The sequence below is a fragment of the Thioclava sp. F1Mire-8 genome, assembly GCF_002213165.1.
Lineage (GTDB): Bacteria > Pseudomonadota > Alphaproteobacteria > Rhodobacterales > Rhodobacteraceae > Thioclava > Thioclava nitratireducens.
The window spans coordinates 1,544,148-1,567,948 of the sequence record NZ_NBNY01000001.1 but is presented as its reverse complement, the minus strand read 5'-3'; the positions used below and the strand labels follow the sequence as shown (position 1 = coordinate 1,567,948).

Below are 23,801 nucleotides of genomic sequence, written 5' to 3'. Positions count from 1 at the left end.
CCGAGCCCGGCGCGGAACCCCGCGCGGCAGCGGGCGTTCTCCCAGGGTCAAGCCAAAGGAGCCGCTCATGGCCTCACGCGCGATCTGGAAAGGCCAGCTCAGACTGTCGCTGGTCAGCATCCCCGTCGAAATTCACTCCGCGACCAAATCCGGCGCGCGACTGTCGTTCCGGCAAATCCATGGGCCTTCGGGCAAGCGTGTCCATTACGAGAAGACCGTCCCCGGCATCGGGCCCATCGACGCCGACGAGATCCTCAAGGGCTACGAGCTCGGCGACGATGAATATCTGCTGCTGGAGCCCGAAGAGATCGACGCGATCAAGCTGGAAACAAAGAAGACGCTTGAGCTTGTGCAATTCGTCGACGCGTCCGAAATCCCGCCGCTTTATTACGACCGGCCCTATTACGTCGTGCCGACCGACGATCTGGCGCAGGATGCCTACCGGGTGGTGCGCGATGCGCTGCGGCAATCGAAGAAGGTGGGGCTTGGCCAACTGGTGATGCGCGGCAAGGAATATCTCTGCGCGCTGCGCCCCTGCGGCGACGGCATCCTGCTGGAGACGCTGCATTATGCGGACGAGATCCGCGAAGCCGACCCGCTGTTCTCCGACATCGAGGACGAAACTGCGGACAAAGAGCTTCTGGAGGTCGCCACTCAGTTGATCGACCGCAAGACCGACAGCTTCGATGCCTCCGCCTTCACCGATCACTACGACGCGGCTTTGCGCGATCTGATCGACCGCAAACGCAAGTCGAAGAAGACGCCCCGCGCCAAGGCGGGCGAGGATGACAGCAGCAGAGGCGGCGATAACGTGGTCGACCTGATGTCGGCGCTGCAGGACAGCCTCAAGGCCGATGGCAGCGACAAATCCGGGGGCAAATCGACGGGTCGCAAATCGTCATCGAAAACCTCCGGCGCGAAGTCATCCGGGTCGAAATCCAGCAAATCCTCCGGCGCGAAGTCCTCAACCAAGAAGTCGGCGTGATGGGAAGCCTCGATCGTTATCTCGAGATGCGCGACTTCGCGCAGACGCCAGAGCCCGATGGCGGCACCGCCTCGGGCCATCTCGCGCCGCGCTATTCGATCCAGAAACACGACGCGACGCGCACCCATTTCGATCTGCGCCTCGAATGGGAGGGCGTGCTGCTGTCCTGGGCGATCACCAAGGGACCGTCTTTCGATCCGGGTGAAAAGCGGCTCGCGGTGCGGACCGAGGATCACCCGCTCGACTATCTCACCTTCGAGGGGACGATCCCGAAGGACAACTATGGCGCGGGCACGGTGATGCTGTGGGATCTGGGGCATTGGCAGCCGCTGATCCCGGTCGGCAAGGCGCTCAAGAAAGGGCATCTGCACCTGCGCCTGCATGGCGCGCGACTGACAGGCGAGTGGCACCTGATCCGCATGAAAACCGAAGGCAAGCGCGAGAACTGGCTGCTGACGAAGGCGGAGGACGCGGCCAGCGGCGCGCGCGATCCGGTTGCGCGCTATCGCCGCTCTGTTATCAGCCAGCGCACGATGCGCGAGATCGCCGCCGACAAGCCGTCCGTCGAGACGCAAGGCGGCAAACGCACTGGCTTCTCCAAGCCGCAGTTGGCGACCCTGTCGGACAAGATGGTCGCGGGCGCGGGGTGGTGGCACGAGCTGAAATTCGACGGCTACCGGGCACTGATCGCGCTTGGAGACGGCGGCCCGCGTGTCTTCACACGCAACGGCAAGGATTGGACGGATCGCTTCGAAGGCCTGCTGCCCGCCTTGGCTGAGACCGATTGCGACAGCGCCCTGATCGACGGCGAGATCGTCGCAGGCGCAGGTCTCGACGGGTTCTCGGCATTGCAAAAGGCGATCACGGCAGGCGGGCCGTTCCGCTTCTACGGATTCGATATCCTGTCGCGCGACGGCGAGGACCTGCGCAAGGCGCCGCTCTCCGAACGCCGCGAGGTGCTGGAGGAGGTGATGAAGCCGCTCCCCGCGCTGGGGCCTGCGCAGCTCTCCCCGGTGATCTCCAAAGACCCCGAAAGTGCCTTCGACACGATCTGCAAAGCGGGCGGCGAGGGGCTGATCGCAAAGCGCATCGACGCACCATATCGCGGGACCCGCTCCAAATCGTGGATGAAGGTCAAATGCGAGCGCCGCGACGAGTTCGTCATTCTCGGCTGGCAGGAAAGCGACAAGCGTGGCCGGCCCTTCGCCTCGCTCGCGCTGGGGACCGCCGAGGGCGACGGCTGGCGCTATGTCGGCAAGGTCGGCACCGGCTTCGACGAGGATCAGGCGGAGGCGTTGGCCAAGGCGATGAAACCGCTCGCCCGCAAGACCGCGCCCGCCGATGTCGAGGCATCGGAGGCCAAGGGCATGCACTGGATCACGCCCGAACTGGTCGCCGAGATTCGCTATGCGGAGCGCACCGGGGGCGACCGGTTGCGGCATGCGGTCTTCCTCGGGCTGCGCGAGGACAAGCCCGCGCGCACGGTACGGCTGGATAACGACGCGCCTTCCGAGGAGCGCCCGAACGTCGCGGGGATCGGGATTTCCTCGCCCGAGCGGGTGGTATTCGAGGGCGTCGGCTATACCAAGCTCGATGTCGCGCGTTATTACGAGGCGATGGCCGATCGCGTCCTGCCGCATCTTGCCGAGCATCCGGTGTCGCTGCTCCGGCTGCCCGAAGGTCTGGGCGGCGAGCGCTTCTTCCAGAAACACGCGGGCCGGGGCTTTCCCGACGGGATCGAGAATGTCGAGATCACCGAGAGTGACGGCAAGACCGCGCAGTACATGATGATCCGCACAGCGGAGGGTCTGGTCGCGGCCGCGCAGATGGGCACGATCGAGTTCCACATCTGGGGCAGCCGCGTCGATCGGCTGGAGCGGCCCGACCGGCTGGTCTTCGACCTCGACCCCGACGAGGGATTGGATTTCGCCGGGGTCAAAGATGCGGCCATCGAGATCCGCGATCTGCTGGCCGAGTTGGATATGCCGAGCTGGCCGCTCTTGTCCGGCGGCAAGGGTATCCACGTGACGGTGCCGCTGCGGCGCAGCGCCGGATGGGACACCGTGAGGCTTTTTGCGCGGGTCTTCTCGCATCTTCTCGTCGCGCGGTCGCCCAAACGCTATACCGCCGAAATGTCGAAGTCGAAGCGGAAGGGTCGGATTTTCGTCGACTGGCTGCGCAACGGCGAGGGAGCGACAGCGATCGCGCCCTATTCGCTGCGCGCACGGCCCGGTGCGCCGGTCGCGATGCCGGTCTCGTGGGACGAGCTGAAGAAAGTCCGCAAGGCCAACACCTTCGATCTGGGCGCGGCGCTGGAGCGTGATGCAGAGATCGCGTTTCCCGATGCCGTCTCGATTAGCCAGGGTCGGGTCGACAAGCTCAAAGATATGCTCGACGCCTCGGAGTGACTGCCTCCCTCACGCGGTGGGCAGGTCGACCAGCGTGTGATGCCCGTCGTCGCGCATCTCGTAACGCAACGTGGCCCCCAGACGCGCCAACGCATCGCGCGCGATCGCGAGGCCTAGGCCAGAGCCATTCGCATCGGCACCTTTGCCCTTGACGAATTTCTGTCCCGCCTGCTGCGCGATCTCTGGCGGCAGGCCGGGCCCGCCATCATGGATGTCGATCAAAAGCGCGTCGTCGGACCCGGTCACACGCGCCTTGATCGCTGCTCCGTCCGGGCTCGCCTGCACCGCGTTCTCGATCAGGTTGCGCAGGGCGAGGGACAGAAGCAGCGGATCGCTGCCGACGCTCGGGGCGTCCAGAGCGCTCTCGAGTTCCAGTGTCACCCCCCGCAGCGTCGCAAGCCCCGCCAGATCGCCCAGCACCTGCCGCAGCAGCCCGGTCAGTTCGACCGGGGTCGCCCGCGTCTCGCGGCTATCCACCTGCGCCAGATCGAGAAGTTGCCGCACCATCCGGTCGGTCCGGTCGACGGAGGTCGAGATTGCGGCAAGGGCGTGTTCCCGGGTGTCGGTATTGGGCGCATGGCGCGCGATATGGGCCTGCGTCTTCAGCCCGGCGAGCGGCGTTTTCATCTCATGCGCGGCGTAGGCGATGAACTCGCGCTCGCGTCCGCGCGCGGCGGCCAGTCGTGCCAGAAGGTCGTCGAGCGCTCCGGCGAGCGGGCGGATCTCGCGCGGTTGCTGGGCAGTGCCGGGCAACGCGCGCAGATCCTCGCTGGGCCGCGCGTCCAGATCGCGGGCGAAGCGGTCTAGCGGTGCCAACCCGCGCGAGATCGCAAGCCAGATCAATCCCCACATCACCGGCAGGATCACCACTGCGGGCCACAGGAACCCTTCGATCACGTCGCGCACCAGCCGGTTGCGCATCGCGAGACTGTCGCCCACCGTGACCTGCCCGCCCAGATCGGGGTCGATGATCGTGTAGACCCGCAGCGCCTTGCCGTCGCGCGTCACATCGCGAAAGCCCGTTGCATCGGCGGGCACCAGCTGCGCGCTCGGCGCCCCGTTCGAGCGTCCGACGAGACCTTGGGTGAAAGACCAGATCTGGCAAAATTGCTGATGCTCGTAGCTCTCGTCATGCGAGAGGGTGATCTGCGCCGGATCGTCACGGTTCAGCGCGATCTGGTTTTTCGAGACCAGAGACGAGACCATGCGCGCCGCCTCCACCAGACGCGCGTCGAGCACGCGCGTCACCTCGGCGCGGGTGGAATTCTCGATCCAGAGCACCGCCGAAAGCCAGACGGCCAGCGTCGCGCCGGTGAGGATCAGGAAGAGGCGGAGGCGGAGCGAGATGGCGAGGTCTCCTCTGGGCGCAGCCGGTAGCCGATGCCGCGCAGCGTTTCGATGAAATCGCGCCCGAGCTTCGCGCGCAGATGGTGGATATGAACTTCGACGGCGTTGCTCTCGACCTCTTCGTCCCAGCCGTAGAGCCGGTCTTCGAGATCCGATTTCGCAAGCACCCGTCCGGGGCGTTCGGCCAGCGCCTGCAACACTGCGAATTCGCGGCGCGAGAGTTTCAGCGGTTGGCCGTTGAAGGCCGCGCTACGGGTGCCGGGGTCGAGCTCCAGCCCGGCATGGGCGATCTGCGCTGCCGCTCGCCCGTCCGACCGGCGCGACAGGGCGCGCAGCCTAGCGGCCAGCTCGTCCAGGTCGAAAGGCTTGCCGAGATAGTCATCAGCGCCTGCGTCCAACCCCGCGACCCGGTCCTCGACCTGATCGCGCGCGGTCAGCAGCAACACCGGCAGCCCGGCGCGGCCTGCGCGCAATTCGCGCAGCAGTTCGAGCCCGGAGCCATCGGGTAGCATCAGGTCCAGCACGAGCGCGCGATATTCCGCCCCTGCGAGTGCCGCGCGCGCGTCCTCGAGGCAGGACACGACATCGGCTGTGAACCCGGCCATGCCGAGCCCCACCCGCAGGCCATCCGCCAATATGCTGTCATCTTCGACGACGAGTATGCGCATCTTTTCTCCTTCGCGGCGGATACACCGCACGAATCTTAAGACTGACTTAAGCTTCGCCCGCGATCCGGCCAACATGAACGCAAAGGCTCTTTCCCGTCTATCGCTGCGCGCCCTCTGGGGCGTGTTTCTGATCTCGCTGCTGTTGCCCGGCCTCGCTGCGGCGCAACGCTTCGATCTTCTGAAGCCCAAAGGGGGCAGCGGTCCGCTGTCGCCCGAAGCGGCGTTTCAGGTCGAGACCGAGTGGCAGGATGACGGGACGCTCGCCGTCTCGTTTGACATCGCGCCGGGCTATTACCTCTATCGCGATCACCTGACGGTCAGCGCCGAGGACGGCGATGCGCCGGTGATCGAGACGCAGACGGGCGAGATGAAGGACGATCCGAATTTCGGCACGGTCGAGGTCTGGCATGATCACACCGAGGCCGTGGTGAGCGACATCACCGGCCCCTTCACGCTGCACTGGCAGGGCTGCGAAGAAAAGGGGCTTTGCTACCCGCCGCAAAGCCGCGAGATCGTGCCGCCGGGTGGGGCCGCGACTGCGTCTGCATCCGGCGCGGCGCAGTCGAACCAAGCCGCTGGGGTGCCGGATTATGCGCAGAGCGACGCGCCTGCCTCGTCTTCCGCGTCTGCGGCGTCCTCAGAGGCCGAAAGCCCTTCACCGGCTGCATCCAATTCCGAAGAAAGCGGGAGCGAGCTGAGCCTCTCTTCAGATGACGGGCTCGTCGCAGGGATAGCGGCGAAAGGCGGCTGGGCGCTGGTGGTGGCCTCGTTCTTCGGTTTCGGTCTGCTTCTGGCCTTCACCCCTTGCGTTCTGCCAATGGTGCCGATCGTGGCCGGGATGCTCGGCGCGCAAGGAAAAGACCTGACGCCTGCGCGCGGGCTCGCATTGACCGGAACCTATGTGCTGGCGATGGCGGTGGCCTTCGGGCTTCTGGGCATCGTGGCAGCGTGGTCTGGGCAGAACCTGCAATTCCTGATGCAGGCCCCTCCGACGGTGATCGCGCTGGCGCTGCTGTTTGCCGTCCTCGCGCTGTCCTCCTTCGGGTTGTTCGAGCTGCGCCTGCCGCAGGCGCTGACCAACAAGGTGAGCTCCGTGCAGGGGCGGCGCGGCACGCTTGCGGGGGCGGCGATCCTCGGCTTCACGTCGACGCTGATCGTCGGACCTTGCGTGACGGCCCCGCTGGCCGGGGCCTTCCTCTATATCGCGCAGACGGGTGACGCCGGGCTCGGGGCCTCGGCGCTGTTCGCGCTGGGGTTGGGACAGGGCGTGTTGCTGATGGCCGTGGGGCTCTTCGGTTCGGCGATCCTGCCGCGCATGGGCGAATGGATGGTCGGCGTGAACCGCGCCTTCGGCTTCGTCTTCCTGGGCGTGGCGATCTGGCTGCTGAGCCGCGTCATCGCCGGTCCTGCGATCCTCGCGCTCTGGGCGCTGTTGATGATCGGCGCAGGCGTGGCCCTGGGCGGTCGCGACCGGTTCGGACCGGAAAGCTCGGGCTTGCGCCGCACCGGGGGCGCGCTTGGCGTCGCGGCACTGCTGGCCGGTGCCATCGAGGGTATCGGTGCGGCAAGCGGGGCCAGCGATCCACTGCGGCCGCTTGCTCCCTTCGCAGCGAGCCAGACCGTCGCGGCTGCCACGTCGGACGTGCTGACGGAGGATGACTTCACCCATGTCGAGACGCCCGAAGCGCTCGACGCCGCACTGGCCGCTGCGAAGGGCGCGCCGGTGATGCTGATCACCACGGCCGAATGGTGCACCGAATGCGCGACCATCGCGCGCGAGGTGATCCCCGACCCGCGGGTGCAGGCCGCGCTGCGCCACGTCACGCCCATCGCGGTCGATGTGACCAATACCGGCGCGCCGCAGCAGGCGCTTCTGAAACGGTTGGGCGTGATCGGCCCGCCGACGCTGATCTTCCTCAACCCAGATCACACGGAGGCGCAGGGCACCCGCCTGATCGGGGATGTCACCGCGCCGAAACTCACGACCTCGCTTTCGGAGATCGCTCAATGACCCTCACCCGCCTCGTCCCCTTTGCCCTGATCGCACTCGCGGCCTGTGCACCCGAGCCGCCTGCCTCTAACCCACAGCCCGCGCCGCAAGCGCCGCAGCTCAGCGCACGCGTAAAAGCGATCTACAGCGCGATGGAGGACGACGGGCGCACGATCCCCGCGGTGAAGCCCAAGTATCTGAGCGAGGAGAAAGCGCGGCAGGAAGTCGATTACTGGACCGACGAGCCGCCCGGCACCATTGTGGTCGACCCTTGGGCGCGCAAGCTCTACCTCGTGCAGAAGAATAACCGCGCGCTACGCTACACCGTCGCGGTGGGCGAGGACGGGCGCGGCTTTTCCGGCAAGGGACGCATCCCGTATCAGCGGGACTGGCCAAGCTGGACGCCGACGCAGAGCATGATCAAGGAGGATCCCGAACTTTACGGGCCGGTCAAGGATGGGCTCGAAGGCGGGTTGGATAATCCCTTGGGCGCGCGGGCGCTTTATATCCACCGCGGGAACAAGGATACGCTCTACCGCATTCATGGAACGATGGATGACAGTTCCATCGGCAAGGCGACCTCGGCGGGCTGCATACGGCTGTTCAATCAGGACATCATCGACCTCGCCGACCGCGTCCGCTCTGGCACGCATGTCGTCGTGCTGACCCGTGCCGAGAGCGGCAAGGGCACGGTGCCGCCGGGCCAGCCGCTGCCGCCCGTTCCCTACTCACCCGAAGATTTCCCCCAGACCACAGGAGACAATACATGATCGATCGCCGGAATTTTCTCACCCTTGCCGGCGTCGCCGCGGGCTCCACGCTGATCCTGCCGACGGCGAGCCTTGCCGAGGTCGACATCTCGCCGGACGCGGTGTTCCACGATCCGGTCGCGCCCGCGATTGGCAACCCGGATGGCGATATCACGCTGGTCGAGTATTTTGACTACCAGTGTCCCTACTGCAAATCGAACCACCCGGTGGTCGAGAAGGTGACCCGCGAAGACGGCAATCTGCGCGTCGTGATGAAGGACTGGCCGATCTTCGGCGCGCCCTCCGTCTATGCCTCGCAGCTGGTACTCGGCGCGCAGAGCATGGGCAAATACAAGGAAGGGCTCGAGGCACTGATGGCGACGGAAGGAAAGCTGTCGAACGATCTGATCGACAAGACACTCTCCGGCGCCGGCGTCGATCCGGACAAGGCGATGGCGGGCTACAAGGCCAACCGCAAGAAGATCGACGCGCTGCTGTCGCGTAACGATGCGCAGGCAGTCGCGATCGGGCTGCGCGGCACGCCCGCCTATATCGTCGGGCGCGACGTCTATCCCGGCGCGGTCGATGCCGACACGCTGCGCAAGGCGATCAGCGACGCGCGCAAGGCCTGAGCTGCGCGCTCTACTATGGCAAAAAAGGCCCCGGGGAGGATCATTCCCCGGGGCCTTTCTCATCGCGGGCCTTCCCTCGGCGGGAAGGGCGCCGGCGATTAGCTGTTGTCGCCGTCTTTCCAGATGCGCAGGGTGCTGATCTTCGCGCCGCCGTTCAGACCCGAGCTGTCGAAGACATAGACGCGCGGATTGCCGGAGGACGCGTTCGCGGTGGCATTGGCGTTTACCACGGTGATGCCTGCGCCGGCGCCGACATGCCATTCGCCGCCGCTCTGCACTTGCTTGACGGACTCTTTGGTCGGGAAGACATAGATCTGGCTGGCCTGCTTAGCGCCGATCTGGAGACCGACCGAGGCTTTGCCGATGTCATAATAGCCTTGGATCTTGCCGTTCTGGACCATGGCACCCGAGCCACCCGAGCCACCGACGCCGAGGTCGATCGTGGTCACTTCGGGGAAGACGAGGACGGCAGCGGAGTCGGTGGCGACTTTCTTGCAGGAATCCTCGAGGCTGGCGCATTGCTTAAGCGCTGCGGCGACCTGCTGGTCCAGGTCGGGGCGCGGCTGGACGCCCTTCGCGTGGTCGATCGTGGATGCGGGCGTGGCGGCCATCGCCATCGTGCCCATGAGCGATGCGGCAATACCAGCGGTCAGGGTGCGAATCTTGGATTGCATGAGATGCCTCCTTTTCAAATTACGGGAATGAAACGAGCCCGCACGGCCCACGTTCCTTTTCGGATCACTCACGTAATTCAGAAAAACGTGTCGGAACCGGAAGCGGACACGCTGAATTCGCGCGCGCGCAGGGAGGCGGCGCGGGAGGCTGAGTGCGGTCACGCCATGAGGCTGTCCAGCACGGCCCCCATGATCGCCGAGGTGTCGCGCCAGTCGGGCAGAGCCGTCCCCGCGGTTGCCGATGCCGCACCCATCCGGGCGCGCAGTTCGGCATCTCCGAGAAGCTGTCTTAGCGCCTCGGCGACGTCGAGGTGGGCATCCACCGGAACGAGAAAACCTGCGTCTGGCGGCACCGTGTCGGGCACGGCGCCGGTGCGACAGGTCACGATGGGCAGCCCGTGCAGCATGGCCTCGCCGAAGACCATCCCGTAGCCCTCGTAGCGGGTCGCCAGCGCGAAGATCGCGGCGTCGCGATAGGCCGCGTCGAGCGCGTCGCGTTCCATCCGTCCGGCAAGCTGTACCCGCGCAGCCAGTCCGAGCCGATCGATCTGCTGGGCGAGCGCGTCCGCCACGTCGGGATCGCGCGCGCCGCCCACGATCTGTGCGCGCCAGTCCAGGTCTCCGATCTCCGCCAAGGCGTCGATCAGGACGTCATGGCCCTTGCGCGCGGCCAACAGCCCGACCGACAGGATCAAGGGCGGGGTCGGTTTCGCGCTCTCCAGCGCCGGAGGACGGTCGAAGCCGGGCAGGGCGATGGAAATCTTCTCCGGAGCGACGCCGAACTCCTTTTGCAGGATCGTGCTGGTATGCGGGCTCGGCACCACGACATGCGCGGCGCGGCGCAGATTTTCTCTCTCGCGCCTCAGCAGATGACGCGCGCGGTCTTCGGCGAGGCCGGTCTCGAGGCCTAGCGGATGGTGCAGCATCGCCACCACGGGCGCCGCCATGTCATCGAGTACCTGCGTATCGATCGAGCCGAACACAAGCCCGTCTAGGATCACCGGAACATTCCTGGGGATCGCGGTCAGCTGCGCGCGCGCGGCCTTGGTTTCCTCGGGTGTCGGATCGGGAAAACCGGGCGGCAGTTCGAGATGCTCGACGTTGCGGCCCTCCGCCCGCAGCGCCTCGAGCAACTTGCGCTCGTAGATGAACCCGCCGGATAGCTGGGCGATGTCTCCCGGAATGGCGAAAACGGCTGGCGTCATTTGATCTCTCTCCCGATTCTGTTTGGCGCGCTGCTCGGCCCCGTCGCGGCGCGGCGCGTTCGGTCCCCTCGTCAGCCAGATAGGCCGCGACCCGCGCGAGGGCGAGGAGAACGGCCGAATGCCACAACAGTGCGTCATCCGGTGGCGAGCCAGTCAGCGCGAGCAGCCTGCCGACCCCGCACCCCGTTGCACCTCGCGTTTCCTCGCGTCTCGCGGCGGGCTTACGCTCAGTGCCCCCGCGTGGAGCGACGCTGCACGATCTGGTAGCCGAGGTCGACGATCTTCTCCTGTGCCGCGGTACCAGAGAGGGAGTCGAGGATCAGTTGCACGGCCCCTTCGCCCATTTCGCGCCGGAACGTGCGCACGGAGGAAATCGACGGCTCGGCGGCTGCCATCATCTCCATGTCGTTGAAGCCGCAGATGCCGAGATCGTCGGGGATGCGCAGGTTGCGGCGCTGCGCTTCGAACATCGCGCCGAGGGCGAGGTCGTCGTTGATGCAGAAAATCGCGTCGGTCTCGGGAGCAATATCCATAAGCTGTGCGAGCAGGTGGCTGCCCAGCGTCACCGAGGAGGCGCGGGTGGTCGTCTGGATACGCTTGCCTTCCTCGACGCCCTGCGCGCGCAACTCGTCGCGGAAACCGTGGAGACGGCGCTGCGTGCGCGGGTCCATCCGCGCGCCGAGGAAACCGGGACGGCGATAGCCCTGTGCGAACAGGTGCGCGGTGGCGGCGCGGGCGGCGTCGTAATGCGAAAAGCCGATCATCCGGTCATAGGGGGCGTCGCCGGTCTCCATGATCTGCACCACCGGGCAGCCCGCCTCGCGCAACAGCGCCTGCGCGGCCTCGGTCTGGTCGATCCCGGTCACGATCAGTCCCGCCGGGCGCTGCCGCAGGAAGACCCGGATCAGGTTCTCTTCCGACAGCGGCGCATAGCGCGAATAGCCGAGCTGGACTGAGTGGTGCGTGCCTTCGACCGCGGAATAGATACCGTCCATCACATCGGCAAAGACGTTGTTCGACACCGAGGGCAGGATCACCCCGATGATGTCCGAGCGGGTCGAGGCGAGGGCGCGGGCCGCGGGGTCGGGAAGGTATCCGAGCGATTCGATGGCGGCGGCGATCTTGTCGCGCACGGCCTGCGAAACGACCTCGGGATTGCGCAGGGTACGCGAAACCGTGGCAACGCTTACACCGACATGATCGGCGACGTCGCGCATCGTAACTGATTTTGTTTCCTTGTTTTTATTCATTTATCCTCCCTGCGAGCGCGCCCCTGCTCAAAAGTGCGATTGACGAATGTAACCGCTTACATTACCCCTCAGTGCCCAAGAAACACCTGTGAACCCGGTAAGGCAAGATGGCAAACAGCAGCAGCGCGAACGCGACACCGGTCCTAGTGATGGGCGTCTGCGGCACCGGCAAGACGACGGTGGCGCGGCTCGTGGCGCAGGCCGTGGGCGGCGTGTTCCTCGATGCTGACGATTTCCATCCGCCCGAGAATGTCGCGCATATGGCCGCCGGTCTGCCGCTCAACGACGAGATGCGCTGGGACTGGCTGGACCTCGTGGCGAAGGGCGTGATCGAGGCGGGGCGCGACGGCAAGACGGTCGCCTTCGCCTGTTCGGCGCTCAAGCGGTCCTATCGGGATCGCCTGCGTCAGAGCCTCGGCGTGATTCATCTCGCGCATCTCACCGGGCCGCACGACCTGATCGCAGCGCGAATGGCCGCGCGCGAAAATCACTACATGCCGATTGCGCTGCTCGACAGCCAATTGGCCGATCTGGAATTGCCGGGGCCCGACGAGGCCCCGCAGACCTGCGATATCCGCGAAGCGCCCGAGGCGCTTTGTTCGCAGATATTGAACGCCTGGGGCCTCACGGCCTCGCAAGTTTGATTTCGTCTATTAAGGGAGGACACCATGACGAAACCGATCCGTAAAATCGCCCTCGCGAGCGTCGCCGTTCTGGCGCTGGCCAGCGCTGCGAATGCCGAAACCCACAAGTACAAGTTCCAGAGCTCGGACCCGGCAGGCAATCCGAACTTCGAACTCCAGCAGAACTGGGCGAAGAACCTCGCCGAGCGCACCGACAACCAGATCCAGGTGGAGATGATGCCCGTGGGCTCCGTCGTCGAGCATAACGAGACGCTGGACGCGACCGGCGCCGGAATCATCGACGGCATCGTGACCGACATCTCCTACTTCGCGGGCAAGGACCCGGCCTTCTCGCTGCTGGGCAACCCGGTCGGCGCATGGTCGAGCACCGATCAGCTGCTGGACTTCATGAACAATGGCGGTGGCCAGAAGCTCGCGAACGACCTGTTCGAGCCCTATGACGTTCATTACATCGGCTCGACAACCACCGGTCTTGAAGCGCTCGTGTCGAAAGTGCCGCTCGACGGCGTGGCTGACCTGAAGGGCCTGAAGATGCGCGCGCCGGAAGGTCTCGTGCAGGACGTCTTCGCGGCGGCGGGTGCTGCTCCGGTGAACCTGCCGGGGTCCGAAGTCTACACCGCGCTCGACAAGGGCGTGATCGACGCGGCCGACTACACCGTGTTCTCGACCAACCAGGCGCAGGGCCTCAACGACATCGCGCCGAACCCGGTCTATCCGGGCTTCCACTCGATGCCGCTCGTCGGCGTCGCGATGAACAAGAAAGAGTGGGATGCGCTCTCGCCCGATCTGCAGAAAGCCTTCGAAGAGTCGGTTAAGGAATTCGCGGACAAGGAAGTCAGCGATCTCGCGGCTGCCGACAAGAAGGCCGTGGCCAAGGCCGAAGCAGGCGGCAAGATCCACGTCCACGACTGGTCGGATGAAGAGCGCGCGAAGTTCCGCCGCATCGCGATCACCCAGTGGGAAAAGGTCGCCAAGAAGTCGGAGAAGGCGCAGCACGTCTATGACGTCCTGACCGACTATCTGAAGAAGAACAACCTTCTCTGATCTGATACCCTAACGGTGCGGGGCTGCCATTGCGGCCCCGCATTTTTCCAGTTTCCTGACAGCAGCGGTTTTTGCAATGTCACAACCCGACAAGACCGGGGTGGATCACCCCGCACATGATCCGCACACGCCGGAACCGGTGCAGAGCGAGGACGAAGCGGCGACCATCGCCGAAGCGGGCATCCTCGGCCGCGCGATCAACGCCGTGGGGATCGTTTTCGCGATCGGTATCATCGCCTCTGCGCTGATCCTGCTAAACGAGGTCGTGCTGCGCTACGGCTTCAACAGCCCGACGATCTGGGCGCATGAGACCACGATCTTCCTCTGCGCGATGGCTTTCGTCTATGGCGGGCTCTACTGCGTTGTGCGCAACAGCCATATCCGCGTCGTGCTGATCTACGATCTGGTGACCGGCCGGGCGAAGCGCATCCTCGACGCGATCATCTCGCTGATCTGTCTCTTCGCGGCGGGCTTCTTCGCCTGGGCCGCCTACGGCATGGTCATCAAGGCGACGATGCGCCCCGGCGGCGGCGTCCATTTCGAGACCTCGGGCAGCGCCTGGGATCCGCCGTTCCCGGCTTACCTGAAGATTTTCCTCCTCGTGGTGCTCGGCCTGATGGTGGTGCAATTCGTGATCATGGCGGTGAACTACCTGCGGGCTGCCTTCGCATCGGAGGCGGGTAAATGATCGAGCATCTGCTGAGTTTCGACCTCTCCGCTCTGGGGATCGGCTACGGGACGGTCCTGCTGTTCGCGCTGCTGATCGGCCTGCTGCTGACCGGCATGCCGCTGGCTTTCGTGACCCTGCTGGTGGCGCTGATCTTCGCGCTCGGCTGGTTCGGCCCGATGGCGGTGCCGCTGATCACCAGCCGCGTCTATTCCTTCGTATCGAGTTTCGTCTTCGTCTCGGTGCCGATGTTCGTGATGATGGCGGCGCTTCTGGACCGATCGGGCATCGCGCGCGATCTGTTCGAGGCGATGAAGCTCGTCGGTGGCCGGATGCGCGGCGCGGTGGCGATCCAGACAATCTTCGTCTCGGTCATTCTCGCGGCGATGTCTGGCATCATCGGCGGCGAGATCGTGTTGCTGGGTCTGCTGGCCCTGCCGCAGATGATCCGCCAGGGCTATGACCGCAAGCTCGCCATCGGCGTGATCTGTGCGGGCGGCTCGCTGGGCACCATGGTGCCGCCGTCGATCGTGCTGATCATCTACGGTCTCACCGCGAACGTCTCCATCGGCGATCTGTTCACCTCTGCCTTCATCCCGGGCTTCATGCTCGCGGCCTTCTACGTGATCTTCGTGATCATCCGGGTGAAGCTGAACCCCGATCTGGCGCCTGCGCCGGAGCCCGACGACCGTCCGTGGTCGGAAAAGATCAAACTGCTGAAGGGCCTGATCCTGCCGGTCCTGGTTATCGGTTTCGTGCTGGGCTCGATCTATGGCGGCATCGCCTCGGTGACCGAGGCCTCGGCGCTTGGTGTGGCGGGCGTGATGCTCTCGACCATCATCCGGGGCGAGCTGACGCTCTCGATGCTCAAAGGGGCCGCGCTGCAGACGCTCGCGACCTGCGGGATGATCGTCTGGATCGGTATCGGTGCTTCGGCTTTGGTCGGCGTGTTCAACCTGATGGGCGGGATCGACTTCGTCTCGGCGCTGCTGAAAGGCGTGTCGGATACCCCGATCATCGTGATCCTCACGATGATGGCGATCCTGTTCTTCCTCGGCATGTTCCTCGACTGGGTCGGGATCGCGCTGCTGACGATGCCGATCTTCGTGCCGATCGTGAAAGACCTTGGCTACGACCCGGTCTGGTTCGGCGTCGTGTTCGCGATGAACATGCAGGTGAGCTTCCTGTCGCCGCCCTTCGGGCCAGCTGCTTTCTACCTGAAGTCGGTCGCGCCGAAGGACATTTCTCTGGGCGAGATCTTCCGCTCGCTGCTCCCCTTCATCGCGATCCAGATCTTCGCTGTGGGGCTGCTGGTGGCCTTCCCGGCGATCACCGGGCACTGAGGCCAACCGGATTGAAACGAAAAGAGGCGGGCTTCCGGGCCCGCCTCTTTGCATGTCTGAGTGTCACGCCGTGCCTCAGGCCGCGGCAGGTTGCTCGCGAAACTCGCTCAGCACCTCGGCGGCGATCTTGAAGGACTTCTGACGCGCCTCCGCGTCGTGGATCATCCCGGTCACCATCAGCTCGTCGGGCTCGTATTGCGCGATCAGACGCGCCAGATCGTCCCGTACCTTGTCCTTGGAACCCGTGGCCGAGCAGGACAGCGCGCGCTGCACCTGAACCATCATCTGCGGCGGCACCTCGGACAGATCCTCGGTCGGGCGCGGCAGCTTGCCCGGCATACCCGAGCGCAGCCGCGCGAAGGCCAGCACCTGAGACGAGCGCAGATATTGCGCCTCCTCATCGGTGTCGGCGGCGAAGACCCCGGCGGCCATCATCGCATAGGGCTTGTCGAGATGGACCGAGGGACGGAAGCTCCTGCGATAGATGTCGAGCGCATCGCCCAGCATATCGGGCGCGAAATGCGACGCGAAGGCGTAGGGCAGGCCGAGGTAGGCGGCAAGCTGCGCGCCGTAGAGGCTCGAGCCGAGGATCCAGATCGGCACATGCGTGCCTGCGCCCGGAATGGCGCGCACCCGGAAATTCTCTGCCTCGTCGCTGAAATAGGCGAGCAGCTCCTGTACGTCTGCGGGGAACGTGTCCTCGGGCGACATGTTGCGGCGCAGGGCGCGGGCGGTGCCGCCATCGGTGCCGGGCGCGCGGCCCAGCCCGAGGTCGATCCGGTCGGGATAGAGCGTGGCCAGAGTGCCGAACTGCTCGGCGATCACCAGCGGCGCGTGGTTGGGCAGCATGATGCCGCCCGCGCCGACGCGCATCCTCTTGGTCACCGAGGCGACATGGCCGATCAGCACCGAGGTCGCGGCGCTGGCGATGCCGGGCATGTTGTGATGCTCGGCCAGCCAGAAGCGGTGATAGCCCGCGTCTTCGGCCATCCGGGCCAGGTCGGCTGTTCCCGCCAGCGCATCGGCTGCGGTCTTGCCTTCGGGCACGGGCGACAGATCGAGAAGTGAGAATTGCTGCATGGGGAACCTCCGTCGGGGCAGAGCTAGCGCGCCGCGCAGGGCTGTCCAACGCCGCGCGCGCCTGTTGATCTCCTACCTATGACCCCGCGTTCCGCTTTGCGAGGGGGCGGCGGGTCTGCATAGTGCGCAGAGCCAAGCGAGGAGGATGGACATGGCCGACCCGGTGCAGATTTCGGTGAGCGCGGAGGGTGTCGCGGAGGTGATCCTCAACCGCCCCGAAAAGAAGAACGCCTGGACCTTGGAGATGTTCGACGTGCTGGCCGAGGCGGCGCAGAGCCTGTCGCAGCAAAAGGGCCTGCGCGCGGTCATCCTGAGCGGCGCGGGCGGCTGTTTCTCGGCCGGGCTCGACCTGAGTGTGATGCAAAGCTTCGCGGCCGATCTGGCGGGGGTGAAGGCGCAGATGGCCGAACCCGATGCGCAGGGCGCGAACCGATTTCAGCGCCCGGTGACGCGATGGGCGCAGCTGCCGGTTCCGGTGATCGCCGCGATCGAGGGCGTGGCCTTCGGGGCGGGGATGCAGCTCGCGCTCGGTGCAGATTTCCGGATCGCGGCGCCGGATGCGCGGCTGTCGATCATGGAGGCGAAATGGGGGCTGATCCCCGATATGGGCATCTCGCAGAGCCTGCCGAAACTGGTCAGCGCGGATATCGCGAAAGAGCTGATGATGACGGGCCGGGTGCTAGAGGCCGGTGAGGCGCAGAAGCTGGGGCTGATCACGCGCGTGGCCGAGACCCCGCTGCGGGCGGCGCGCGACATGGCCGCCGAATTCACCCTGCGCTCCCCCGAGGCGCTGGCGGCGAGCAAGGCGCTGGTGGAGCAGGCATGGACGATGCCGCCCGGCGACGGGTTGGCGCTGGAGGCCGAGTTGCAGGCCGAGATCATCGGCGGTCCCGCGCAGATGGAAATGGTGATGGCGAACCTGCAAAAGCGCGCGCCGAATTTCTCTCAAGGATAGAATGTCAGCGAAATGTCTATAAGGTGAGGGCGTAAACGCACGAAAGGAGAGTGCCGCTCATGCCCGCAGGAGAACGCCGCATAGTCTCATCCCGTCATCTGGCCGAAGGGCCGGGCTGGGAAGCCTCGGAATTCGAATACGGGATGATCATCGCCTACAACTCCTTCGCGCGATGGATGCAGCGCTGCATGGCGGCCTCGGGGATGGAGCTTTCGCCGCTCGAAATCCTCGTGCTGCACAACACCAATCACCGCGACCGCGAAAAGCGGCTCAACGACATCACGTTCCTGCTCAATATCGAGGACACGCATACGGTCAATTATGCGCTGCGCAAGCTGTTGAAGCTGGGGCTGCTGGATTCCGAGAAGCGCGGCAAGGAAGTGTTCTACCGCACCTCGGAAAGCGGGCGCGATCTGTGCGAACGCTATCGGAAAGTGCGCGAGGAATGCCTGCTCGAGCCGATCCAGAAAGGCGGTATGGCGGGCGAAGATCTACGTGAGATCGCCTCGGCCCTGCGTGTGCTCTCGGGCTATTACGATCAGGCGAGCCGCGCGGCCTCTTCGCTCTGAGGTCGCGCGGGTCGTTGGCTCAGTTGCCCATCAGCGAGGGCAGGTAGGTCACGATCCCCGGGACCAGCGTAATCAGCAGAACCGCCAGCAACAGCAGCCCGAAGAAAGGCAGCGCCGCGCGGGCGACCTTGAGGATGTTGTAGCCGGTCAGCCCCTGGATCACGAAGAGGTTGAAGCCCACGGGCGGGGTGATCTGGCTCATCTCGACGACCAGCACGAGGTAGATGCCGAACCACAGCGGGTCGATCCCGGCGGCTTCCACCATCGGCAGGATGATCGAGGTGGTCAGCACCACGACCGAGATCCCGTCGAGGAAGCAACCCAGCAGGATGAAGAACACGGTCAGCACTGCAAGCAGCGCGGTGGGCGACAGCCCGAAGGTGCCGATCCACGCGGCGAGGTTGCGCGGGATGCCGGTGAAGCCCATCGAAACCGACAGCACCGAGGCGCCGAGCAGGATGAAAGCGATCATCGCGCTGGTGCGGGTGGCCGAGAACAGCGCGTCCTTGAAGTCGCGCCAGCGGAAGCTGCCCGTCGCGACCGCGAGGATCACCGAAAAGACTACGCCCACGGCCGCCGCATCGGTGGGCGAGGCGACACCAGTATAGATCGAGCCGATCACGCCGCCGATCAGGATCACGATCGGGATCAGGCGGCGCGACGCCCGCAGCTTCTCGCGCAGGTTCAGGGTGATGTCCTCGCGCGGGATCGACGCGGGATTCATCCACGCCCGGAGCGCGACATAGCCGCCGAACAGGCTGACCAGCATCAGCCCCGGCAGGATTCCCGCGATGAAGAGGCGCGCGATGGATTGCTCGGTCGCGACGCCGTAGACGATCAGGATCACCGAGGGCGGGATCAGAAAGCCAAGCGTGGCCGAGCCCGCCAGCGTGCCGAGGATCAGGCTCTCGGGATAGCCGCGGCGGGTGAGCTCGGGCACCGACATCCGCCCGATCGTGGCCGCCGTCGCCGCGGACGACCCCGAAACGGCCGCGAAGATCGCACAGCCCAGCACGTTCACATGCAGCAAGCGGCCCGGTGCGCGGCCCAGCCACGGGGCGAGGCCGGAGAACATGTCCTCGGACAGCCGCGAGCGGAGCAGGATCTCCCCCATCAGAATGAAAAGCGGCAGCGCGGCGAGCGGCCAGCTATGGCTGTTGCCCCAAAGCGTGGTCGCCATGACGAGCCCGGTCGGCGCGCCGGAGAAGAAGCTGAGCCCCGCCAGCGCCACGATCAGCAGAGACAGCGCCACCCAGACGCCGCCTGCGAGCAGCACGAGAAGCAGGCCCAGAAGAATTGCGAAGGTCATCGGATCGGACATGGTTTACTCCGAAACATCATCGACGAGCACCGGGCGCTTGGCGCGGACGCTCTCGATCAGCGTATCGATGAAGGCGAGCGCCAGAAGGCCCAGCCCGACGACCATCGCACATTGCGGGATCCAGATCGGGATCGCGACGATGCCGGTGGACATATCGCCGTAATGCAGGCTCTCGAGCATCAGCGAGGTCGCGAACCACACAGCGTAGGCGCTGGCCGCGAAGCCAAGCGCGAGCGCTACGAGCTCGGCGACCCATTGGCCACGGGCGGGCAGGCGGGTCAGCACGAGATTGACGCGAATATGGCTGCCGTGGCGCAGTGTGTGGGCCAGCGCCATGAAGCTTGCCGTCGCGAGGAAATAGCCCGCGAAATCGGCATAGGAGGGGATCGTGTAGGAGAGAGCGGGCCCGCCCAGACGGGCGAGCACGTTCAGCCCGACCTGGGCCGTGACCAGCAGGCAGATCGCGAGGATCGAGACGGCGGCGATCCCTCCGGACAGAAGATAGACCTGATCGAGCAGGCGACGCATGGTGGATACTCCGGGGGCTTGTGTGAGGAAGAGCATCGAAAAAGGCCCTCCCGCAGTGGCGGAAGGGCCCCGGATCGAGCGGGCTCAGTTGCCCTGATAGGCCTTGAGCACCTCAAGCGCGTCGGGGCTGGCCTTTTCTTTCCAGTTGGCCAGCATCTCGTCGCCGATCTTCTTCAGACCCTGCTCCAATTCGGGGCTCGGATCGACGATCGCCATGCCGTTATCCTTCATCTCGGCGGTCTTCTCGGCGGCCTCTTTCTTCGACATCTCCCAACCGCGGGTCTGCGCGGTGGCGGCGGCATCCATCACGGCCTTCTGTTCGTCTTCGCTCAGACGGTCGAAGGCGCGCTTGTTCACCACGACGATGTTCTTGGGCAGCCAGGCGTCGATCTTGGTGTAGGTGTCGACGAAGTCCCACGCCTTGGAATTCGCGCCGGTCGAGGGCGAGGTGATCATCGCTTGCAGCTGACCCGTCGAGAAGGCCTGCGGAATGTCGACCGCTTCGACCTGCACGGGCGCGGCCTTGGCGAGCGTCGCAAATTCTTCCAGCGCGGGATTATATGCGCGGAAGCGCAGCCCTGCGAGGTCGTCCACGGATTTGATCTCGCCATTGGTATAGAGCCCCTGCGCCGGCCACGGCACCGAGAACAGCGGCATCAGCCCTTGCTTGTCGAGAAGCTTGGTGATGACGGGCTTCTGCGCCTCCCAAAGCTTTTCGGCCTGATCGTAGCTGGTGGCGAGGAAAGGCTGGCTGTCGACGCCGAAAGCCAGATCTTCGTTCGAGAGCGTCGAGAGGAAGAACTCTCCGATCGGCACCTGACCCGAGCGCACGGCGTTCTTGATCTCGGAATGCGGGAAGAGCGAGCCCGCCGAATGCACCTTGATCTCCAGCTTGCCGTCGGTCGCTTTCGACACGTCCTCGGCGAAGTCGCGGATATTCACGGTGTGGAAGGTGGTGTCGCCATAGGGCGTCGGCATGTCCCAGGTCTGCGCCTGAACGGCTGTGCCCAGTCCCAGCGCAACCGCGAAGCTTGCAGCAAATCTGATCATATCTCTCTCCTGTCGGGTCGCGGCGGAATTCGTGTCCGCCTCTTTTTCATAACGTTGACAAATTGTCTGTAAAATGAAATCAAAGTCAACGATAAGTTTCAAAATCGCGGTCTGAGCCAGTGGAGATGCCCTGACATGATGCTCGAAGAAGCATTGCGGCCCGGAACGGCCCAAGCGCATAGCCCGCAGATTTTGCCGGCTGGCGGAGACGGGCTGCTCGTGCGGTTCGCGCTGGTCGCAGAGCCCAACGCGATTGCGGCGGCGCAGAGCTTTCATCAGCGCGTGACGGAGAGCGATCTGGCCGGTTTGCGCGAGGTCGTCCCCAGCCTCGTGTCGGTTCTGCTGCGTTTCGATCCGGAGGCGGTAACGCGGGCCGAGATGGCCGAGCGGCTGGAGACCCTGCTGTCCGAGGCCGATTGGCTGAGTGCGGCGCCGCATCCCGCGCAGCGCGTCTGGCATTTGCCCGTGGCGTTCGGCGGCGAACACGGTCCCGATCTGGAAGAGGCGGCGAAGCTTGCGGGGCTTTCTCCGCAAGCGGCCATCGACGAGATCACGGCGACCCAGCTGAGCGTCCTCGCCATCGGCTTCGCGCCCGGTCAACCCTATCTCGGTCTGCTGCCCGAGCATTGGAATCTCGCGCGCCGCTCCGAGCTGAACCCGCGCGTTCCGAAAGGGGCGCTCTGCCTGGCGGTGCGCCAATTGGTGCTGTTCGCGAATGCCTCGCCCACCGGCTGGCATCAGATCGCGCGGACGGCCTTCGATGTGTTCCGCCCCGACCAAACCGACCCCGTGCCGCTGCATGCGGGCGACGAGGTTCGCCTCGCGCCGGTCTCCGGCACCGAGATGGACGCGCTTTTGAAGGCGGGCGATCCGATGGGCGGCGCGCGTTGCGAGGTGCGGTCATGAGCGGCGGATCGCTGATCCTGCGGAGCGTCGGGCCAAGCGTGAGCGTGCAGGACATGGGCCGCCCCGGTCGCATGGCGCAAGGCATCTCGCGCGGTGGCGCGGTCGATCCGCTCGCATTGGTCGAGGCGGCGGCGCTTCTGGGGTCGCGCAAACCGCTTCCCGCGTTGGAAATGGCGGTGAGCGGCGGGCGGTTCGAGGTCACGGCTCCGACGCGGATCGCCCTGACGGGTGCGCCGATGCAGGCGGAGCTTGACGGACGCCCCCTGCGCTGGGGCGCGAGCCACAGAATGGAACCGGGCGAGGTGCTGTCGATCGGTGCCGCGCGCGCGAGCATGTTCGGCTATCTCACCTTCGCGGGCGGGATCGAGACGCCCGAAGTCCTGGGCAGCCGCTCGGCGCATCTCACCGCCGGGATCGGATCGGCGCTGGAAGCGGGCGCGCGCCTGCCGCTCGGTGCGGACCCCGAGCCCGACGCGCCCGGGATGGTTCTCACGCAGGACGACCGTTTCTCGGGCGGCACGTTGCGGATCATCCCGGGACCGCAGACGGGCCTGTTCGACGAGGCCACTTTCGCGCGGCTCAGCACGACCGAATTCACCCGCGCCCGGCAGGGCAACCGTCAGGGCGTGGCGCTCGAGAGCGATGCGCCTGCGCTGACCTCGGACAAGGCCAAAGGGCTCGCCTCGGACGTGATCTTCGAGGGCGATATTCAGATGACGGGCGCGGGCACGCCCTATGTGCTGCTCGCCGAATGCCAGACCATCGGCGGCTACCCTCGGATCGGCACCGTGCTGCCCTGCGATCTGCCGCGCATCGCCCAAGCCGCGCCGGGGACGAAACTGCGGTTCAAAGCGGTGACACTGGAAGAGGCCGACGCCTTGGCCCTGCGCTGGGAGGCGCAGCTTCAGGCACAGCGGGCCAAGCTGCGCCCGTTGATCCGCGATCCGCACGACATTCATGACCTGCTCAGCTACCAATTGATCAGCGGCGTGACGGCAGGGCGCGAATTGGAGGAAGAAAATGGCTAAGATCGACCTGAACGCCGATATCGGAGAAAGCTTCGGCCCGTGGATCATGGGCAACGACGCCGCGCTGATGGAGGTCATTACCTCCGCCAATGTCGCCTGCGGTTTCCACGCGGGCGACCCGGATGTGATGGCGCAGACGATGCGCGCAGCTGTGGCCAACGATGTCGGTATCGGCGCGCATCCGGGCTTTGCGGATCTGCAGGGCTTCGGCCGTCGGCGGATCAAGCTCAGCGCCGAGGAGCTGACGAATCTGGTCACTTATCAACTGGGCGCCGCGCAGGCGATGGCCCGCGCGGCGGGTGGCGCGGTGCGGCATTTCAAGCTGCACGGGGCGCTGTCGAACATGGCCTCGGAGGATATCGAGATCGCGCGGGCCTGCTATTCCGCCGCCCTGAAAGTGCAGCCCGACATCATCCTCGTCGTTCTGCCGCAGACCCCGATGGAGCAGGTTGCGCGCGAGTTGCAGGCCAATTGGGCGGGCGAGATTTTCGCCGATCGCGCCTATGAGGACGACGCTTCGCTGATGGCGCGATCGAAGCCCGGTGCGGTGCTGCATGACGCCGGAGAGGTCGGCGCGCGGATCGAGGAGATGCTGCGCAAGGGCGCGATCGTGACCGCCTCGGGCAAGGAAATCCCCTGCAAGATCGACACGGTCTGCCTGCACGGCGACGGGGCAGAGGCGCTGGCGATGGCGCGGGCACTGCGCGGGCACCTGACCGAGGCTGGCTTCGAGATCGGCCGCTTCGGGGCCTGATCGG

The 23,801-nt window shown here is 65.6% G+C and carries 23 protein-coding genes; 14 read left to right on the top strand and 9 right to left on the bottom strand.

Annotated elements, in window-relative coordinates:
• Positions 1-67 precede the first annotated feature (67 nt).
• Positions 68-985 (top strand): Ku protein, encoded by a 918-nt coding sequence (locus tag B6V75_RS07195; RefSeq protein ID WP_088719159.1) that lies wholly within the window; start codon positions 68-70, stop codon positions 983-985.
• Positions 985-3,393, top strand: coding sequence for a DNA ligase D (ligD, locus tag B6V75_RS07190; protein ID WP_088719158.1), 2,409 nt, complete (start codon positions 985-987; stop codon positions 3,391-3,393). Before B6V75_RS07195 ends, ligD begins: the two co-directional genes overlap by 1 nt.
• A gap of 9 nt (positions 3,394-3,402) precedes the next feature.
• Here the strand turns inward: ligD and B6V75_RS07185 are convergent, their stop codons facing one another.
• Both B6V75_RS07185 and B6V75_RS07180 read right to left on the bottom strand, forming a co-directional pair.
• Positions 3,403-4,695: a sensor histidine kinase gene (locus tag B6V75_RS07185; RefSeq protein WP_276206179.1), complete on the bottom strand. Its 1,293-nt coding sequence runs from the start codon at positions 4,693-4,695 to the stop codon at positions 3,403-3,405.
• Between the two features lie 17 nt (positions 4,696-4,712).
• Positions 4,713-5,408, bottom strand: coding sequence for a response regulator transcription factor (locus B6V75_RS07180; protein WP_075776322.1), 696 nt, complete (start codon positions 5,406-5,408; stop codon positions 4,713-4,715).
• A 73-nt stretch (positions 5,409-5,481) separates the two neighbouring features.
• Between B6V75_RS07180 and dsbD the strand changes: the two genes are divergently transcribed.
• Genes dsbD through B6V75_RS07165 form a run of 3 tightly spaced genes read left to right on the top strand, consistent with a single transcriptional unit; the run spans position 5,482 to position 8,779 of the window.
• Positions 5,482-7,419: a protein-disulfide reductase DsbD gene (gene dsbD, locus B6V75_RS07175; protein WP_240496920.1), complete on the top strand. Its 1,938-nt coding sequence runs from the start codon at positions 5,482-5,484 to the stop codon at positions 7,417-7,419.
• Positions 7,416-8,168 carry a L,D-transpeptidase gene (locus B6V75_RS07170; RefSeq protein WP_088719156.1) on the top strand — a complete coding sequence of 251 codons (753 nt, stop codon included), beginning with the start codon at positions 7,416-7,418 and terminating at the stop codon, positions 8,166-8,168. The genes dsbD and B6V75_RS07170 overlap by 4 nt, the downstream gene beginning before the upstream one ends.
• Positions 8,165-8,779, top strand: coding sequence for a DsbA family protein (locus B6V75_RS07165; RefSeq protein ID WP_088719155.1), 615 nt, complete (start codon positions 8,165-8,167; stop codon positions 8,777-8,779). Before B6V75_RS07170 ends, B6V75_RS07165 begins: the two co-directional genes overlap by 4 nt.
• Positions 8,780-8,877: 98 nt before the next feature.
• Here B6V75_RS07165 and B6V75_RS07160 read toward each other — a convergent pair whose 3' ends face one another.
• The 3 genes from B6V75_RS07160 to B6V75_RS07150 form a co-directional block, all read right to left on the bottom strand.
• Positions 8,878-9,453 carry a YSC84-related protein gene (locus B6V75_RS07160; protein WP_088719154.1) on the bottom strand — a complete coding sequence of 192 codons (576 nt, stop codon included), beginning with the start codon at positions 9,451-9,453 and terminating at the stop codon, positions 8,878-8,880.
• A gap of 158 nt (positions 9,454-9,611) precedes the next feature.
• On the bottom strand, positions 9,612-10,658 hold the full coding sequence (locus B6V75_RS07155; RefSeq protein WP_088719153.1) for a glycosyltransferase family 4 protein: 1,047 nt from the start codon (positions 10,656-10,658) through the stop codon (positions 9,612-9,614).
• 227 nt (positions 10,659-10,885) lie between these two features.
• A complete protein-coding gene (locus B6V75_RS07150; protein WP_075776316.1) occupies positions 10,886-11,908 on the bottom strand; it encodes a LacI family DNA-binding transcriptional regulator in 1,023 nt (340 codons plus the stop codon).
• A gap of 107 nt (positions 11,909-12,015) precedes the next feature.
• On the opposite strand from B6V75_RS07150, the gene B6V75_RS07145 reads away from it, so the two are divergent.
• The 4 genes from B6V75_RS07145 to B6V75_RS07130 all read left to right on the top strand — a co-directional run bounded on the left by B6V75_RS07145 (position 12,016) and on the right by B6V75_RS07130 (position 15,606).
• A complete protein-coding gene (locus B6V75_RS07145) occupies positions 12,016-12,552 on the top strand; it encodes a gluconokinase (protein ID WP_075776315.1) in 537 nt (178 codons plus the stop codon).
• Positions 12,553-12,576: 24 nt separating this feature from the next.
• A complete protein-coding gene (locus tag B6V75_RS07140) occupies positions 12,577-13,596 on the top strand; it encodes a TRAP transporter substrate-binding protein (protein WP_075776314.1) in 1,020 nt (339 codons plus the stop codon).
• 76 nt (positions 13,597-13,672) lie between these two features.
• Complete coding sequence (locus B6V75_RS07135; protein WP_077701141.1) at positions 13,673-14,284, top strand: TRAP transporter small permease; 612 nt, start codon at positions 13,673-13,675, stop codon at positions 14,282-14,284.
• Positions 14,281-15,606: a TRAP transporter large permease subunit gene (locus B6V75_RS07130; RefSeq protein ID WP_075776313.1), complete on the top strand. Its 1,326-nt coding sequence runs from the start codon at positions 14,281-14,283 to the stop codon at positions 15,604-15,606. The genes B6V75_RS07135 and B6V75_RS07130 overlap by 4 nt, the downstream gene beginning before the upstream one ends.
• 75 nt (positions 15,607-15,681) lie before the next feature.
• Here B6V75_RS07130 and B6V75_RS07125 read toward each other — a convergent pair whose 3' ends face one another.
• A complete protein-coding gene (locus tag B6V75_RS07125; RefSeq protein WP_075776312.1) occupies positions 15,682-16,686 on the bottom strand; it encodes an LLM class flavin-dependent oxidoreductase in 1,005 nt (334 codons plus the stop codon).
• A 151-nt stretch (positions 16,687-16,837) separates the two neighbouring features.
• Here B6V75_RS07125 and B6V75_RS07120 point away from each other — a divergent pair, with 151 nt between their 5' ends.
• Positions 16,838-17,641, top strand: coding sequence for a crotonase/enoyl-CoA hydratase family protein (locus B6V75_RS07120; RefSeq protein WP_088719152.1), 804 nt, complete (start codon positions 16,838-16,840; stop codon positions 17,639-17,641).
• 59 nt (positions 17,642-17,700) lie between these two features.
• Positions 17,701-18,210 (top strand): winged helix DNA-binding protein, encoded by a 510-nt coding sequence (locus tag B6V75_RS07115; protein ID WP_088719151.1) that lies wholly within the window; start codon positions 17,701-17,703, stop codon positions 18,208-18,210.
• A gap of 19 nt (positions 18,211-18,229) precedes the next feature.
• Here the strand turns inward: B6V75_RS07115 and B6V75_RS07110 are convergent, their stop codons facing one another.
• From B6V75_RS07110 to B6V75_RS07100, 3 genes are all read right to left on the bottom strand, one after another.
• Positions 18,230-19,531, bottom strand: coding sequence for a TRAP transporter large permease subunit (locus tag B6V75_RS07110; protein WP_075776309.1), 1,302 nt, complete (start codon positions 19,529-19,531; stop codon positions 18,230-18,232).
• Between the two features lie 3 nt (positions 19,532-19,534).
• A complete protein-coding gene (locus tag B6V75_RS07105; RefSeq protein WP_075776308.1) occupies positions 19,535-20,059 on the bottom strand; it encodes a TRAP transporter small permease in 525 nt (174 codons plus the stop codon).
• A gap of 84 nt (positions 20,060-20,143) precedes the next feature.
• A complete protein-coding gene (locus tag B6V75_RS07100; protein ID WP_088719150.1) occupies positions 20,144-21,109 on the bottom strand; it encodes a TRAP transporter substrate-binding protein in 966 nt (321 codons plus the stop codon).
• 135 nt (positions 21,110-21,244) lie between these two features.
• Here B6V75_RS07100 and B6V75_RS07095 point away from each other — a divergent pair, with 135 nt between their 5' ends.
• Genes B6V75_RS07095 through B6V75_RS07085 form a run of 3 tightly spaced genes read left to right on the top strand, consistent with a single transcriptional unit; the run spans position 21,245 to position 23,797 of the window.
• Complete coding sequence (locus tag B6V75_RS07095; RefSeq protein WP_088719149.1) at positions 21,245-22,015, top strand: allophanate hydrolase subunit 1; 771 nt, start codon at positions 21,245-21,247, stop codon at positions 22,013-22,015.
• The gene (locus B6V75_RS07090; RefSeq protein ID WP_088719148.1) at positions 22,012-23,043 is read left to right on the top strand and encodes an urea amidolyase; all 1,032 of its coding nucleotides are present in this window, start codon (positions 22,012-22,014) and stop codon (positions 23,041-23,043) included. The genes B6V75_RS07095 and B6V75_RS07090 overlap by 4 nt, the downstream gene beginning before the upstream one ends.
• Positions 23,036-23,797, top strand: a complete 762-nt coding sequence (locus B6V75_RS07085) for a 5-oxoprolinase subunit PxpA (RefSeq protein ID WP_088719147.1) — start codon at positions 23,036-23,038, stop codon at positions 23,795-23,797. Before B6V75_RS07090 ends, B6V75_RS07085 begins: the two co-directional genes overlap by 8 nt.
• Positions 23,798-23,801 lie beyond the last annotated feature (4 nt).

Bases quoted from the DNA above. Each gene is read 5' to 3' on its own strand.
- dsbD (WP_240496920.1), top strand. From the start codon at position 5,482: ATGAACGCAAAGGCTCTTTCCCGTCTATCGCTGCGCGCCCTCTGGGGC.
- B6V75_RS07160 (WP_088719154.1), bottom strand. From the start codon at position 9,453: ATGCAATCCAAGATTCGCACCCTGACCGCTGGTATTGCCGCATCGCTC.
- B6V75_RS07125 (WP_075776312.1), bottom strand. From the start codon at position 16,686: ATGCAGCAATTCTCACTTCTCGATCTGTCGCCCGTGCCCGAAGGCAAG.
- B6V75_RS07090 (WP_088719148.1), top strand. From the start codon at position 22,012: ATGAGCGGCGGATCGCTGATCCTGCGGAGCGTCGGGCCAAGCGTGAGC.
- B6V75_RS07145 (WP_075776315.1), top strand. From the start codon at position 12,016: ATGGCAAACAGCAGCAGCGCGAACGCGACACCGGTCCTAGTGATGGGC.
- B6V75_RS07155 (WP_088719153.1), bottom strand. From the start codon at position 10,658: ATGACGCCAGCCGTTTTCGCCATTCCGGGAGACATCGCCCAGCTATCC.
- ligD (WP_088719158.1), top strand. From the start codon at position 985: ATGGGAAGCCTCGATCGTTATCTCGAGATGCGCGACTTCGCGCAGACG.
- B6V75_RS07085 (WP_088719147.1), top strand. From the start codon at position 23,036: ATGGCTAAGATCGACCTGAACGCCGATATCGGAGAAAGCTTCGGCCCG.
- B6V75_RS07135 (WP_077701141.1), top strand. From the start codon at position 13,673: ATGTCACAACCCGACAAGACCGGGGTGGATCACCCCGCACATGATCCG.
- B6V75_RS07165 (WP_088719155.1), top strand. From the start codon at position 8,165: ATGATCGATCGCCGGAATTTTCTCACCCTTGCCGGCGTCGCCGCGGGC.
- B6V75_RS07130 (WP_075776313.1), top strand. From the start codon at position 14,281: ATGATCGAGCATCTGCTGAGTTTCGACCTCTCCGCTCTGGGGATCGGC.
- B6V75_RS07150 (WP_075776316.1), bottom strand. From the start codon at position 11,908: ATGAATAAAAACAAGGAAACAAAATCAGTTACGATGCGCGACGTCGCC.
- B6V75_RS07105 (WP_075776308.1), bottom strand. From the start codon at position 20,059: ATGCGTCGCCTGCTCGATCAGGTCTATCTTCTGTCCGGAGGGATCGCC.
- B6V75_RS07100 (WP_088719150.1), bottom strand. From the start codon at position 21,109: ATGATCAGATTTGCTGCAAGCTTCGCGGTTGCGCTGGGACTGGGCACA.
- B6V75_RS07095 (WP_088719149.1), top strand. From the start codon at position 21,245: ATGATGCTCGAAGAAGCATTGCGGCCCGGAACGGCCCAAGCGCATAGC.
- B6V75_RS07110 (WP_075776309.1), bottom strand. From the start codon at position 19,531: ATGTCCGATCCGATGACCTTCGCAATTCTTCTGGGCCTGCTTCTCGTG.
- B6V75_RS07170 (WP_088719156.1), top strand. From the start codon at position 7,416: ATGACCCTCACCCGCCTCGTCCCCTTTGCCCTGATCGCACTCGCGGCC.
- B6V75_RS07180 (WP_075776322.1), bottom strand. From the start codon at position 5,408: ATGCGCATACTCGTCGTCGAAGATGACAGCATATTGGCGGATGGCCTG.
- B6V75_RS07115 (WP_088719151.1), top strand. From the start codon at position 17,701: ATGCCCGCAGGAGAACGCCGCATAGTCTCATCCCGTCATCTGGCCGAA.
- B6V75_RS07140 (WP_075776314.1), top strand. From the start codon at position 12,577: ATGACGAAACCGATCCGTAAAATCGCCCTCGCGAGCGTCGCCGTTCTG.
- B6V75_RS07120 (WP_088719152.1), top strand. From the start codon at position 16,838: ATGGCCGACCCGGTGCAGATTTCGGTGAGCGCGGAGGGTGTCGCGGAG.
- B6V75_RS07195 (WP_088719159.1), top strand. From the start codon at position 68: ATGGCCTCACGCGCGATCTGGAAAGGCCAGCTCAGACTGTCGCTGGTC.